Raw genomic sequence first — 14,188 nt, forward strand, 5'->3', positions numbered from 1 at the left:
TGCGTTAAAAGGCACACTACGATCGTTGATGAGAATGCTTACATCAAATAGACACTACTAATATTTTAATGTTAAAAATAGGATTGAAAAATTAACACAGCAGCACCTATAGATATGGTACGTTCACTTCTACTTTCTTTTAAAAAATGGATAGGTTCTCGATCCATTCGATAGATATATTCTTTTGCTGATTCTACTATTTTTTCATAATAGGGTGGATAAGCTTTCACGAGTTCACTACTTAAAACGACTTGATCTGGATGCAATATATTGATGATATTTGCAATGCCAACTCCATACATTTGAGCTGATTCCAGCACAACCTCTCGTACTATTTTGTTTTCATTTGCTAATGAATCCATTAATTGATCCATTAATTCCCTTTGGTTACCATCCACATCAAAATACTCAGAAAGTTCGTTATCAAGATAACGCTTATTTACTTCTTTTAACAAGTAGTCATAAGATATACACGAAGTAAGTGATCTTTGATTTTTCACATCAATGATCATTTCACCAAAAGAACTTGCATCACCTGTTTTATTCTTCAAAATATGCCCATCTGCCAGTACACCACACCTCAAACCTCGACCACTTATACAATAAAGAATCGTTTTATCTTTCGTATTATCTTTTATAGCTGAATGCAATGTAGCAACATTTGCACCATTTTCTAGCAAAATTTTATCTGTTTTTATTTTTTTTAACTCTTCTATGATAGAGATATCTTTCCACCCTTTTGCAATAAATGCATTCGGATCAAGGATAACCCCATTTTCTCGGTCTAAGGGTCCTACCGTGCCAATGCCTATACCGAGGAGAAAATCATCAGATATGTTATATTTTTCAATAAAGTGTTCGATTTTCTTTATTATAATCGGAATAGTATAGGAAGGCGTATGCCTCTCTGTCATTACAAAGGTATAACTTTCGATGATCTCAAATGACATATTCACTAATGTAATAGATGATTCAATTCGAGATAATTCTACACCTATGATATAACCCGCATTTGGCTCCATTTCAAATAAAGCTGGTGGCCTACCGCCAGAAGATTCTTGATAGTGACTAATTTTAATAATATTGTCAGATAATAAATTCTCTAAATATCGATTTACTGTAGTTTGCTTCATCTGCATTTTGTCAACTAACTGAGCCTTTGTAATAGGTCCGTTCTCGTGGATATATTGATAGACTTGTTTCATTCCCATATACTTGGTTGAAGTTTGTTCTAAACAGTACTTTAACACGAATTTCGCTCCTTTACTTTTGCTATAGGTTTGTTGATATTTTGGAAAAGGAGTTCAGAGTTCACCCATTTTAATATCAATAGTTGTCAAACCTGATTCATTTCGTTAATCTAGATCCACCTCTAACAGTTAGATCGATTTGTTCTGGAATTTGATTTTTAAGTTCTGATAAATGTATTTTCACTTAAATCCTGCACACATCGAAAACCAATGTTACCTGAAGAGCTATCGACTGTATTGGAGCTTCTAGCTGCCACTCTGTACCGGTTGCAATAAGATTTATGACATAAATACGAGCCACCCCGCATGACTTTGGACATATTACCATTCACAAAATCCTGGTCTATTTTCCCATTTCGGTCGACTTCGAAACTATCTGCACACCATTCCCATACGTTGCCGGAAACATTATGTAATCCATATCCATTGGGTGGAAACGATTTTGCAGGTGCTGTACCAATATATCCATCGTCTTTTGTATTATGACGCGGAAACTCACCCTGCCATATATTACAGTAGTGCTCCCCATTAGGTGTTAATTCATCCCCCCAAGGGAATGTCTTCTGTTCTAAACCACCTCTTGCCGCATACTCCCATTCTTTTTCTGTCGGCAGCCTTTTCCCTGCCCACTTACAATATGCCACAGCATCGGTCCAAGACACATGTATGACAGGATGATCCATACGGTCTTTGATAGTGGATCCGATTCCTTCTGGTTGGAACCAATATGCTTGTTCTGTTGCAAACCACCATGGTGTTTGTGGGACTTGTTGTAATTTGCCCGGAAATTCCTTGGAGATAAATTGATAAAATACAAAAGACCAACCATATTGCTCTGCTTCTGTTTTATATCCCGTATCATCAATAAACTCTTTGAATTGTTTATTTGTCACGGCATGAACATCTATATAAAAAGGAGATATCTTTACTTTTTGGACGGGGCCTTCTCCATCTGTTTGAAAACCCTCTTCATCATCAGTACCCATCAAAAACTCGCCACCATCTAATAAAACCATATTGTGGTCAAAACTGGAATCTTTTTTGTTGATGGTTTGACCTTCCTCTTTATTACCAAATGACATAAAGTCTGCTCTACTTACTTGACAACAACTTGGTTTTTTATCTTCCATAGATAGCCCTCACTTTCCTAAAAATTAATCTTAGTATAACACGATTCCACATACGCCCGCTAAAACAATCACAAAAATTGGGTGCAGACGTAATTTCATTAATGCAAAGAATGAAAAGCCGCAAATGATTAACAAACTAACTGTGTGCCAGGATAATTCTCCGATCACATTATTCGTAATCGCAAAAGTTAAAGCGGCATATAAAATTAACCCTGTAATAATAGGACGTAAGCCATAAAATGCTGATTTTACAATATATAACTCATTAAATTTAAAAAAGAATGCTGCAATAACCAATATGATTAACAGAGAGGGAATAACCATACCTAATGCTGATACCATCGCACCTGATAAACCAGCTGTTTGATAACCGACAAAAATGGCACTATTTGTAGCAATTGGTCCGGGCGACATTCCTGCGACTGCAATAACATCCGTGAATTCTTGTGTTGTCATCCATCCATGTTGAGATACTTCCATCTCTATTACAGGAATCATCGCATACCCGCCTCCAAACGAAACAGATCCAATCAATAAAAAAGTCCAGAACAAATCTAAAAGTACCACGTTATTCACTCCTATTTATCATTTCTTTCTAATTTTATTGTATAACCTAACAGTCTTTTCACTTTCACAATGAGTATGCTCATCCCTATTCCAACTATGATAATTAGCACAGGATGAATATCTAAAAAAAACAACAAGGCCGTAGATATAATCATAATGCTAAGAGTTGTTTTGTCATAAATGGCAGTGATCCCTATTTTATAAGCAGCAAACGCAATAATCCCTACAATCGCTGCTCTAATTCCAACGAATGCGGATTCCACATAAGGATTATCCTGAACAAAAATGAAAAGTATACTTAACGCCACAACAATAAGGAATGTTGGTAGCAAAACAGCTGTCATCGCAATAATTGCACCTAATGTCCCGGCTAAACGATATCCGATAAATGTTGCAGAATTAATAGCTATTGCTCCTGGTACAGACTGGGCAATGGCTAATATTTCTGAAATATCTTTGGTATCGATCCAATTTCTTTTCTCTACTACTTCCTTTTCCATGATTGGAATCATGGCATAACCGCCACCAAAAGTGACCGGACCTATTTTAAAAAAAGATAGAAAAATTTGTAATAAGTATTTCCGATTTGTTTTCAATGACATTCCCCCATCATTCTGCTAATAACTTTTATCCATTTTGATTATAACGCACTTTATTTCTTTTTGGATAAAAGTAGGTGTAATAATAAAAATTGTTAGATTCACAATAATCCAAGTTGCCACCAAAGCTCTGATATGATTTACTTTTAAGACAGGAAATATTTTTAGGAGGAGAATGTTAAATGAAAGAACTAGATAAAAATCCTTTTAAAATTGCCAACCGTGAAGCCCTTATCGGAGTAATTTTAGTAATATTTCATTTTACCTGGTGGTTCGCCTTTGCGTATGGCTTAGGGAAAAAGGATCCAGCTGATTATCAATATATTTTAGGATTTCCTGCATGGTTTTTCTACAGCTGCATTGCAGGTATCATCATTATGTCTATTCTGGTATTTATTATCGTGAAATTCTTTTTCACTGACATACCATTTGATGATGAGGAGTTCGAGCAATCATGAATTTAGTAGCAACAATCACATTATTCAGTTCCGTTGCCATCATTTTTTTAATCGGTTTACTTGCAAGCAGAACGAACAATACAAGTGCTTCCTTTATGGAAGATTATTACCTAGGGGGGCGCAGTTTAGGCGGCTTCGTCTTAGCGATGACAATGACTGCTACATACGGAAGCGCCAGCAGTTTTATCGGCGGGCCTGGGGTAGCATACAACGAAGGATTAGGTTGGGTGTTATTATCCGTTATCCAAGTATCAACAGGTTATTTCACCTTAATGATTCTCGGAAAAAGATTTGCCATTGTAGCAAAAAAATATAAAGCAATCACGATGGTTGACTTCTTAAAAGAACGATACCAATCCAAATGGGTCGTATTATTGTCTTCATTTAGTATTATTGTCTTTTTATTTTCTGCCATGGCTGCTCAATGGATCGGTGGAGGCCGATTAATCGAATCTATCACCGGGTTATCCTATCATTCTGCATTACTTATTTTTGTATTAACCGTACTCGTTTATGTCACATTCGGTGGATTTCGTGCCGTAACATTAACAGATTCCATTCAAGGAACGATTATGCTTATCGGAACTGTCATCCTGCTTACATCCATTATTATTGCAGGAGGCGGAATTTCATCCATCATGACTGACCTTAGTACAGAGAACCCAAATCTAATTACACCATACGGGGCAGATGGAACTTTATCACCGCAATATGTATCATCATTTTGGATATTGGTTGGGGTTGGGGTCGTAGCTTTACCGCAAATTGTGATCCGGGCAATGTCCTATAAAAACACAAGATCTTTTCATCGTGCACTTATCATTGGTACTATCGTTGTTGGGATCATTATGTTGAACATGCACTTAATCGGAGTATTCGCTCGTCCGATTTTGCCTGGCATAGAAGTTGCTGACACGGTGATACCACTAATTGCTTTAGAAGTATTACCGGCTTGGTTAGCAGGAATTGTGTTAGCAGCACCCCTCGCAGCAATCATGTCGACGGTCGACTCCTTACTATTATTAGTAAGCTCAACCATTGTTAAAGACGTCTATATCAATTATATACAACCACATGCACCTAGGAAAAAAGTGCGCAAGTTAAGTATGACCATAACTGCTATTCTTGGGATCATTGTTTACTTAATCGCGATACATCCGCCTGATTTAATTATTTGGCTTAACTTGTATACAATTGGCGGGTTGGAAGCAGCCTTTATCTGGCCAGTTGTTATGGGGATCTATTGGAAGAGAGGGAACAAGTATGGAGCAATCGCAGCGATTATCACCGGTTTTAGCTCTTACATTTTGTTTCAAGCATTTTATCCAGAACCTTTTGGCATGCATGCAGTGGTGTCATCGATAGGGATTTCTCTTATAGCATACGTCGGGGTTAGTTTGAGCTTAAAAAAAGTATAGTGTAATTTATCTGGACACTTTCGAAAGTCGTCCTATAAAATGGAAAAATGACCTCCAAACGTAGGAGGTCATTTTCTTGTTATCTATTTAACAAACTACCAACATACCGCAACAAATCATTAGCAGACTGTGTATTATATCCATACTCTTCCACAAGTGTCGCCACCACTTCGTTCATTTTCTTCAACTGCTGCTCATCTGGTGTTTTGGTGGAAGTAGTAATTTTGACAATGTCCTTCAGATCAGCAAACAATTTCTTTTGAATTGCCTCACGCAGGCGTTCATGTGATTGATAATCAAATTTTTTGCCTTTTCTTGCATAAGCTGAAATTCGGATTAAGATTTCTTCACGGAATGCTTTCTTTGCGTTTTCAGAAATACCAATCTGTTCTTCAATCGAGCGCATTAATTTTTCATCAGGATGCATTTCTTCTCCTGTTAATGGATCCTGTAATTTTGCTTTATTACAGAACGCTTCGACATTATCTAAATAATTATCCATCAGTGTTTTGGCAGACTCTTCATAGGAATAAACAAAGGCTTTCTGTACTTCTTTTTTGGCCAGTTCATCATATTCTTTACGAGCAATTGATATAAAATCCAAATAGTCTTCTTTCTGCTCTTTGGTAATCGAAGGATGATCATCTAAACCATCCTTTAATGATCTTAATACATCAAGTGCATTGATCGCTTGCATTTCTTTACGAATAATGGTCGATGAGATGCGATTGATAACATAGCGAGGATCAATCCCTGTCATGCCTTCATCAGCATATTCTTTCTTCAACGCATTTACATCTTGGTCACTAAATCCTTCGACATCTTGATCATTATATAAATAAAGTTTTTTCAGCATGCTGATATTGCTCTGTTTGGATTCTTTTAACCTTGTTAGAATGGTAAACATCGCTGCTACTTTCAATGTATGTGGTGCGATGTGAAAGTCCTCAATATCACTTTCTTCAATCATTTTTCGATATATTCGTTCTTCTTGATCTAATTTTAAATTATAAGGAATGGGCATCACGATCATTCTAGAGTGCAATGCTTCATTCTTTTTGTTGGAAATAAAAGAACGGTATTCTGATTCGTTCGTGTGAGCAACAATCATTTCATCCGCTGAAATCAAGGCAAACCGACCAGCTTTAAAGTTGCCTTCCTGTGTTAGCGAGAGCAAATGCCAAAGAAATTTCTCATCACACTTGAGCATTTCCTGAAATTCCATCAAACCACGGTTGGCCTTATTTAATTCTCCATCAAAGCGGTACGCTCGGGGGTCTGACTCTGACCCATACGTGGCAATCGTGGAAAAATCAATCGATCCAGTCAGATCAGCAATATCCTGTGATTTCGGATCAGATGGACTAAACGTACCAATCCCTACCCGGTTATCTTCTGAGAAAAAAATCCGCTCTACTTTCACGTCTTCAATTTTGCCGCCGTATTCCTCCTCCAGTCGCAGCCTGTTTAATGGAGATAAACTTCCTTCAATTTTAATTCCATACTCTTTTTCAAAATCAGCTCTCAAATGTTCCGGAATAAGATGCAGTGGGCTTTCATGCATAGGACAATCTTTAATAGCATACACCGCACCTCGATCAGTCAACGTATATTGCTCTAAACCTCTTTTTAATAAAGTTACTAAAGTGGATTTCCCACCACTTACTGGTCCCATTAATAATAAAATCCGCTTTTTAACATCTAATCTTTTAGCAGATGGGTGAAAATATTCTTCAACTAGCTTTTCTAATGCTTCTTCCAGCCCAAATAATTGCTCGCTGAAAAAGTTATATTTTCGTACACCGTTTTCTTCTTCTATCCCTTCTTCTTGTATCATCTGGTATATTCGGGAATGAGCAGATTGTGCAAGATATGGTTTTTCTTTTAACAGTTCAAGATACTCTGCAAATGTACCTTCCCATTTTAAGGCATCTTGTGTTTGACGATATTCTTGCACCCTTCTTAAGATATCCATAGAACGACCTCCCAATAATGTAAACCTCGCTATGCTATAAAAGCATGATGAAATTATTTCGGTAGTTGCTTTATCTATATGTATGTAGGAAACCGTTAAAAAATGAATGGACTATGGATAAGATGGCATATCTATTCGCAAAAACAATCTGCTTTCTCCATGAGAAACCAGAATCTTGTGGAGGATGTTTCACTCGGGAAAAGAATGAGAGTTATTCGTAAAAAAAGCATGGAGAAATGGATCTCCATGCTTTTTGTGTCTGCTATTTAGCTTAACTCATTCACTCAATTATTTACGTATTTTTTTAATTTCTTCTGCTACAAATTGCACCTGTGTTCCCACAATGACTTGGATACTATTTTTACCTACAATATTTATTCCTGGAACACCAGTATTTTTTATTCGTTGTTGATCAACTGCATCCATATCACTTACATCGAGTCTTAATCTTGTTACACAATTATCTAGCGTGACAACATTTTCGTCTCCACCTAATCCAGCATAAATTTCTTTTGCCATTGTAGCTATATCATTATTAGAAGAAGATTCTTCACTTGCATTTTCCACCTGCTCTACGTCATCCTCACGACCTGGTGTTTTGAAATTAAATTTCGTGATTAAGAATCGGAATAATACGTAATAAATGACCCCTATGACTAACCCTTGAACAATTAACATAAACGGTTGATTGGCTAATGGTAATCGGGAGCTTAAAAAGAAATCGACAAAACCAGCACTAAATCCAAAACCAGCTGTCCAATCAAAGGCGGCTGCTACAGCCATGGATATACCTGTTAACGCTGCATGGACAACATATAATGCCGGTGCTAAAAACATAAAAGAAAATTCTAGTGGTTCTGTTACCCCCGTAAAGAATGATGCAAAACCTGCCGCTAACAGTAATGATGCTGCTGTTTTCTTTCGATTTGTTTTAGCTGTATGATACATTGCTAATGCTGCTGCCGGTAAACCAAACATCATAACCGGGAAGAACCCTGCCATATACATACCTGTAACACCTTTTTCCCCTTTTCCAGACCAAAAATTCTCTATATCATTAATACCTGCGACATCAAACCAGAACACAGAGTTTAATGCATGGTGAAGTCCTATCGGTATTAATAAACGATTAAAGAAGCCATATAAACCTGCACCAATTGCGTCTAAATCAAGAATAGCTTTACCAAATGAAACTAATCCAGAATAGACAACTGGCCATACAAAGAATAGAATGGCAGCTATAAGTAAACTGCTTACCGCTGTCATGATTGGTACTAGACGCTTACCACTAAAAAATGCAAAAGCATCCGGTAGTTTTACATGGCTAAACCGATTATACATAATAGAAGCTACGATACCTGAGATAATACCTATAAATTGATTTTCTATATTAGCAAAAGCTTTATTCACATTTTCTGGCTCCACACTTTGCAACAAAGCCACAGAATCTGTTGTTAACAACGTCGTAATGACGAGATAGGATACTAAACCACTTAGCGCGGCAGAACCATCTTTATCTTTTGACATTCCAAAGGCAATACCGACGGCGAACAAGATGGACATACTCTCAGTAGAAATAATTGATTCACCAGCTTTAATTAAAAAGGCCGCTACTACATTCGCTTCCCCCCAACCTTCTGGATCCATCCAATAACCGAGCCCCATTAATATCGCTGCTGCTGGTAAAACTGCAACCGGCAACATTAATGATCGACCAATATTTTGCAGATATTTCATGATCATAATTAGTTCCTCCTAATTTGTAAAAGTTAAAACTACTTTTTAAGTCTATTAATGTGAATCGTAATATATCCGAGCTCTGATTCAGGAAAATAAATATCATATTTATGTTGGATAATTGCTGTTACTTCCTTCGTACACTGATATGAATCAGCAAATTTCTTTTGAATCATTCGTAACATTTCCTCGTCCAGTTCATGTAACTCGTAATGACTAACTCGAGATAAAGCAAAATGCAAATGTGTCACTAGCCTTTGATAGGAAATATCATCTTCTTTGATGGTTATTTCCATCTTCTTTAAAATGAGCTGAATCATTTCTCTCACGATGGCTGTATGCTTAATCGTCTGGCCGTAATCACCTCCCTGAAGTTTCATTGTATGGATATGCAGGGCAATATGAGCTGCTTCATCAATAGGAACTTCTATAGCATATTTTTCACGCATTCGCTGCACTGCCCATAAACCGATTTCAAATTCATTGCGATACAATATTTTTATTTCATTTAAAAGCTTATTTTGGAGGTGAATGCCATCTTGTATCCGCTCAATTGTAAACGAAACATGATCTGTCAAAGCGATATGGATGTGTTCACTTAACTTAGAGCCAAGATACTTTTCGGCATAGGAGATAATTTCTTCTGAAATAAAAAAGTGTTCCGCTGGAATTCGATTTAACAGCTGCTGTAATTTCTCATTTTCCTTCATTACAAAAAGTTGCTCCACTTTATTTGGATTAATGATATCATTCTTTTTTTTGCCAAATGCAACACCTGTACCAATAGCAACTTTTTCTTCTTGCTGATCCATTACAAGTACAGCGTTATTGTTCAAGATTTTCTTCAATCTCATTCCATCATCTCCCTTCTTTTAAGAAATCGGTCATGCTTTACACTATCCATTAATGGTTAAAACAGATGTCTGTCCAGCCTTACACTCCGTTTCTGCTGTTAGGTTATACTCCTTGTTACTTTGCTCACTATTTGTAATTACCATCGGCGTAATAATATGTGGCACTTTATTACGAACAAGCTCAAAATCTACTATCATCAACTTATCACCAACTGAAACATGGTCCCCCTCTTCGACTAAGACATTAAATCCCTCGCCATCTAAGGAAACTGTCTCTAATCCAACATGAATAAGTATCTCCATATCATCATTTGTCTTTAATCCTATTGCATGCTTACTTGGTGCAATTTGAATAATCGTACCATCAGCTGGTGCGACAACATTTTCTTCTTTTGGAATGATCGCGATTCCTTCTCCCATCATCTTTTGACTAAAAACAGGATCGGGTACTTTTTCAAGCGGTACTATTTCACCAGTAATAGGTGCTTTTAATTGTATAGGGGTAGAAGATTTTTTTAATAAGTTCTTAAACATCATTTATTCTCCTTTTGGCATGATTTTCTGTACATACTCTGCAAACATAAGCGCAGAACGCTCAAAGCTAGACAGGGACCTAATTTCTATACTTTCTTTCCTAATAAAAAAAAGCATGAAGAAATATTAAAACTGATATACCAGCCTTTATATTTTCTCCATGCCTAATTTCATTAGTAACATGTGAGTCATCATTTAATTAGACAATTCCAATTACATATAGATTAACACAAGTAGGTGTAGTTGTCTATACCTAATGTGCATTATTTATATTTTCGTACTCTTGTTATAAAAAATAGGATGCAGCCTCCAGTTATAACTAATAAGCCGATTAATATATAATTAAATTGGTTTGTAGCAGTATCCGGAAGAGGCTGACCTTCTGTTTCTTCATATTGACTTTGGGAAGATCTAGGACTCTCTTTTTCTTGAACACTTTTTTCGTTTTTCTCATTGCTCGTGTTGTCTTTATCCGTATTATTAGTAGTAGATTCTTCTTCAGGTATTTTTTCATTCGGATTTTCATCACCGTGGTCAGTTTCAGGCTCATTATCTTCTTTTTCATCCTCTGTTTGTTCTTCATTAGGAGTAGTGTTCTCAAATACTCCGTATAAACTGAAATGAGCAACATCTGCTATGACTATTTGTTGTTCCTTATCATACTCCACATCTATTTCTTGCTGTTTTTCACCATTCTCATCCAGTAAATAAACAGCTAGTTCATTGCCATTTTCTATCTTGTCCTCATTCACTGTGAAAGTCAATGTAACTCGATGCTCGCCAAAATCAGAAAACACTTCATCTCCAAATAATATAGTTAAATCATATATAGAACTAACATGATTATTATGCTTACTGATTATATCCTCTGCAGCTTCAGCAAATTGGAAAGTAATATGTTTCTCCGTCTTTAGTAAGTCAACCGGTACTTCCATGACAATGTCTTTATAATGAATCACTAATCCATAGTTCTCTTGTAATTTCTCTAAAAGGGATGCATTAAAAACGACACTTTCTGCATTATTGGAATTAGTATAAATATAATGATTATTGTTGACCTCTAGTTCATCCATATCCTTAACCGTACCATCATCAGGTGGTGTAGGTAGAGGGGTGTAGTGTCATTTGTGAATTCATTATGCATAACTGATAATAGCTTACTTCCTCGATCTGCACTTAATTCCCAAATCATCGCTCCACCAAGCTGACGGTTTTCCAGATAAGCGATTTTATCCGCTATCGAACGTTCATCATCATACGTAATAAACTCGCCTGTTTCTTCATTAAATAAATATGGTACCTTGGAAACATCATTCCAATAAGCAGTATATTGCTTATCTGTTAATTTATTGGAAATAATATCTTCATAATCATAGACCCCTGGTTCCCATGTACCTTCTCCCGCACCTTGACAGTTTTGATAATAACCACCACCCGGGTTAGTCTCTGGGTTATCACAGCCAGCCCATGAACGACCATAAAAAGGTAATCCCATCACTAATTTATTGGCAGGTACGCCTGCATTTAAATGTCCTTCGATCGCTGCTTCTACATTGAATACATCTGTATCAGGAACCCCTGCTTCCCTTGCAGCCGGATCTTCAAATAATGGGGCATTATGCGCACTAGTAGATTGCCAGCTTCCATTAAAGTCGTATGTCATAATGTCAATAAAATCAACTATTCCTGCAATTTTTTCCATTTCATTATTGTCTAGATAAGACGGGTTAGCGCTTGACGCAATCGCTAATTCATATTCCTTTCCGTCTTCTTCCTCTGCTTTGTCTAATTGATCTCGTATTGCTTGTAATAATAAGGTGTGATTTTGTTTATCTTCCAGGCGGTGAATATTTCCTTCCTTTCCACCACTAACAGGGTATTCCCAATCTATATCTACACCATCCATTTCATACTTTCTCATAAAAGCAACTGCTGATTTTGCAAAGGTTTCCCTAGTTTCTTCTGATGCAGCTATATTGGAGAAATTTTTCGAGAATGTCCATCCCCCAATAGATAATAGGGTACGTAATCCAGGGTTTTCATCCTTTAATATAGCTAAACCACCTAAGTTTCCAAAAAAATCTCGATCCCAATCTTCCAACTCCTCTTCAGTAAGTCCCAATACATTAGGATTTTGATAATCAGCCCATGGGTCTGCGGACACTACTGTGCCGTTTGTAACCCCTTCACAATCTGTAGTATCTGCATGACCTTCTCCTTCCCAACAATAATCCGCAAATGCATAAACAATATGCGTTAATTTACTTGCATCAATATCTACTGCTTGATAATCTCTCCCATATGTTGACCATTGCGTATAATAACCGACAACTCGATATTCATCTTCTGATTCTGATGCAATCATTTCTTCTGTTGCTAGAAATAAACCAACAGCAACTAATACAATGCTGACACAACCTAACACAAACCACTTCACAACCTGTTGACATTTTCCGTTCATTATCATTCTTTCCACCACTCCTTTAAGTAGATTAATAGAATACATATTGATGTAAACACAATCTATTTTAGGAACAATAGATAAGATGACTATACCTCTATACAAGATTATTAAATTTAGAAACTTTTGTCAATATCTATAAAAAAATAGGATGATGTATCTTCGGTTATGGGAAAGCAATTAATTATTTGATCAGGATGGGAAACCACTGAAGGAGCTGCTACATGCGATTCACCGAGGGATGCTGTTAGATATTGTTCACGGCAGTGCTAGTTTTTCCTTTAAAGTTGCAGAGTACGCAAAAAAGCACCAAATCTATCCTTTTTCGATTAGTACCGATATTTATCGGGAGAATCGGCGGAATGGTCCTGTGTGATGTAATAAGATAGACATATTTATCAATACGCAATATGGTGAAATTCAAAAGCATAAGCGACCAATGATCTGGTCGCTTATGCTTTTAGGGGGTTCCATTGTTTTTTATCTTCCGTCATTTCTTTTGATTTTTTCGCTCTTAGGTAAATAAAATAATAGCCTAGAAAACAGATTATTGCAGGTAAAATTCCACCATACAACACAAGAAATATTGGGTGTAGTACATATAAACTATATAGACAAACACCTGATACACCAATAATAGAAATGGTATAATGCGGAAAACCAATACTCATCATGATAGACTTTTTGATTGATACGATAAATGGCAGATGATAATGTACACTGTCCGCAAAGAAATAATTCGTAAAAGCTAATAAAAACACAGTAAAAGCGAGATAAATATAAGATAACGCAGACCCTATCTCAATCCCTGATAAATGATAGTTGTATATCCAAACAATCCAAATAACGGTTATCATAATCCCTCCTACAAGGCTTCGCCGATAGTTTTGTTTATATGCCTTCCAGAAATAAGATAGTAATCTATCATCTTTCTTATACAAAGTCCCTCTTCTAATCACCGCAAACATTGCAGTAGTGGCAGGAAAGAAAATGAAGGGAAGTAATAGCATGATGATCATGATAAGCAAATATAATTCATTCATACTTTTTACCGTTAATGTAACCAATACTATATAAACGATTGGAAAATTGAAAAGTAGCCATAACATATTTACCAGTAATAATTTCATCAACCCATACGAAATTTGATAAAACTTATCGATCATTCCCATTGATTCCATGCTCATCACTTCCCTTCCGTGAAA

General features: G+C 36.4%; 13 protein-coding genes and 1 pseudogene. 3 read left to right on the forward strand and 11 right to left on the reverse strand.

Annotation, left to right across the window (positions count from 1 at the left end; genetic code table 11):
• Positions 1 to 71 precede the first annotated feature (71 nt).
• The 4 genes from BM121_RS02255 to BM121_RS02270 all read right to left on the reverse strand — a co-directional run bounded on the left by BM121_RS02255 (position 72) and on the right by BM121_RS02270 (position 3,549).
• Positions 72 to 1,250, reverse strand: a complete 1,179-nt coding sequence (locus tag BM121_RS02255) for an ROK family transcriptional regulator (RefSeq protein ID WP_091480571.1) — start codon at positions 1,248 to 1,250, stop codon at positions 72 to 74.
• Positions 1,251 to 1,408: 158 nt separating this feature from the next.
• Positions 1,409 to 2,380: a formylglycine-generating enzyme family protein gene (locus BM121_RS02260; RefSeq protein ID WP_091480574.1), complete on the reverse strand. Its 972-nt coding sequence runs from the start codon at positions 2,378 to 2,380 to the stop codon at positions 1,409 to 1,411.
• A 30-nt stretch (positions 2,381 to 2,410) separates the two neighbouring features.
• The gene (locus tag BM121_RS02265) at positions 2,411 to 2,947 is read right to left on the reverse strand and encodes a chromate transporter (RefSeq protein ID WP_091480577.1); all 537 of its coding nucleotides are present in this window, start codon (positions 2,945 to 2,947) and stop codon (positions 2,411 to 2,413) included.
• 11 nt (positions 2,948 to 2,958) lie between these two features.
• Positions 2,959 to 3,549, reverse strand: coding sequence for a chromate transporter (locus BM121_RS02270; RefSeq protein ID WP_091480579.1), 591 nt, complete (start codon positions 3,547 to 3,549; stop codon positions 2,959 to 2,961).
• 179 nt (positions 3,550 to 3,728) lie between these two features.
• Between BM121_RS02270 and BM121_RS02275 the strand changes: the two genes are divergently transcribed.
• Both BM121_RS02275 and panF read left to right on the forward strand, forming a co-directional pair.
• Positions 3,729 to 4,004 carry a YhdT family protein gene (locus tag BM121_RS02275; protein WP_091480582.1) on the forward strand — a complete coding sequence of 92 codons (276 nt, stop codon included), beginning with the start codon at positions 3,729 to 3,731 and terminating at the stop codon, positions 4,002 to 4,004.
• Positions 4,001 to 5,422, forward strand: coding sequence for a sodium/pantothenate symporter (gene panF / locus BM121_RS02280; RefSeq protein ID WP_091480585.1), 1,422 nt, complete (start codon positions 4,001 to 4,003; stop codon positions 5,420 to 5,422). Before BM121_RS02275 ends, panF begins: the two co-directional genes overlap by 4 nt.
• A gap of 79 nt (positions 5,423 to 5,501) precedes the next feature.
• On the opposite strand, the gene BM121_RS02285 is transcribed toward panF, so the two are convergent.
• The 6 genes from BM121_RS02285 to BM121_RS02310 form a co-directional block, all read right to left on the reverse strand.
• The gene (locus BM121_RS02285) at positions 5,502 to 7,397 is read right to left on the reverse strand and encodes a PrkA family serine protein kinase (RefSeq protein ID WP_091480587.1); all 1,896 of its coding nucleotides are present in this window, start codon (positions 7,395 to 7,397) and stop codon (positions 5,502 to 5,504) included.
• Between the two features lie 288 nt (positions 7,398 to 7,685).
• The gene (nagE, locus tag BM121_RS02290; RefSeq protein ID WP_091481244.1) at positions 7,686 to 9,137 is read right to left on the reverse strand and encodes an N-acetylglucosamine-specific PTS transporter subunit IIBC; all 1,452 of its coding nucleotides are present in this window, start codon (positions 9,135 to 9,137) and stop codon (positions 7,686 to 7,688) included.
• Between the two features lie 35 nt (positions 9,138 to 9,172).
• Positions 9,173 to 9,988 carry a PRD domain-containing protein gene (locus BM121_RS02295; protein WP_091480590.1) on the reverse strand — a complete coding sequence of 272 codons (816 nt, stop codon included), beginning with the start codon at positions 9,986 to 9,988 and terminating at the stop codon, positions 9,173 to 9,175.
• 42 nt (positions 9,989 to 10,030) lie between these two features.
• A complete protein-coding gene (locus tag BM121_RS02300) occupies positions 10,031 to 10,522 on the reverse strand; it encodes a PTS sugar transporter subunit IIA (RefSeq protein WP_091480592.1) in 492 nt (163 codons plus the stop codon).
• 263 nt (positions 10,523 to 10,785) lie between these two features.
• Complete coding sequence (locus BM121_RS02305; RefSeq protein ID WP_091480594.1) at positions 10,786 to 11,595, reverse strand: LPXTG cell wall anchor domain-containing protein; 810 nt, start codon at positions 11,593 to 11,595, stop codon at positions 10,786 to 10,788.
• Positions 11,583 to 12,989, reverse strand: coding sequence for a glycoside hydrolase family 18 protein (locus tag BM121_RS02310; protein ID WP_217649290.1), 1,407 nt, complete (start codon positions 12,987 to 12,989; stop codon positions 11,583 to 11,585). Before BM121_RS02310 ends, BM121_RS02305 begins: the two co-directional genes overlap by 13 nt.
• Before the next feature lie 178 nt (positions 12,990 to 13,167).
• Between BM121_RS02310 and BM121_RS22345 the strand changes: the two are divergent.
• Positions 13,168 to 13,356: pseudogene (locus BM121_RS22345) on the forward strand (amidohydrolase/deacetylase family metallohydrolase); the annotation flags it as partial.
• 79 nt (positions 13,357 to 13,435) lie between these two features.
• Here the strand turns inward: BM121_RS22345 and BM121_RS02315 are convergent.
• On the reverse strand, positions 13,436 to 14,164 hold the full coding sequence (locus BM121_RS02315) for a YesL family protein (protein ID WP_217649291.1): 729 nt from the start codon (positions 14,162 to 14,164) through the stop codon (positions 13,436 to 13,438).
• Positions 14,165 to 14,188 lie beyond the last annotated feature (24 nt).

Source organism: Gracilibacillus orientalis, assembly GCF_900114645.1.
Taxonomy (GTDB): domain Bacteria; phylum Bacillota; class Bacilli; order Bacillales; family Amphibacillaceae; genus Gracilibacillus; species Gracilibacillus orientalis.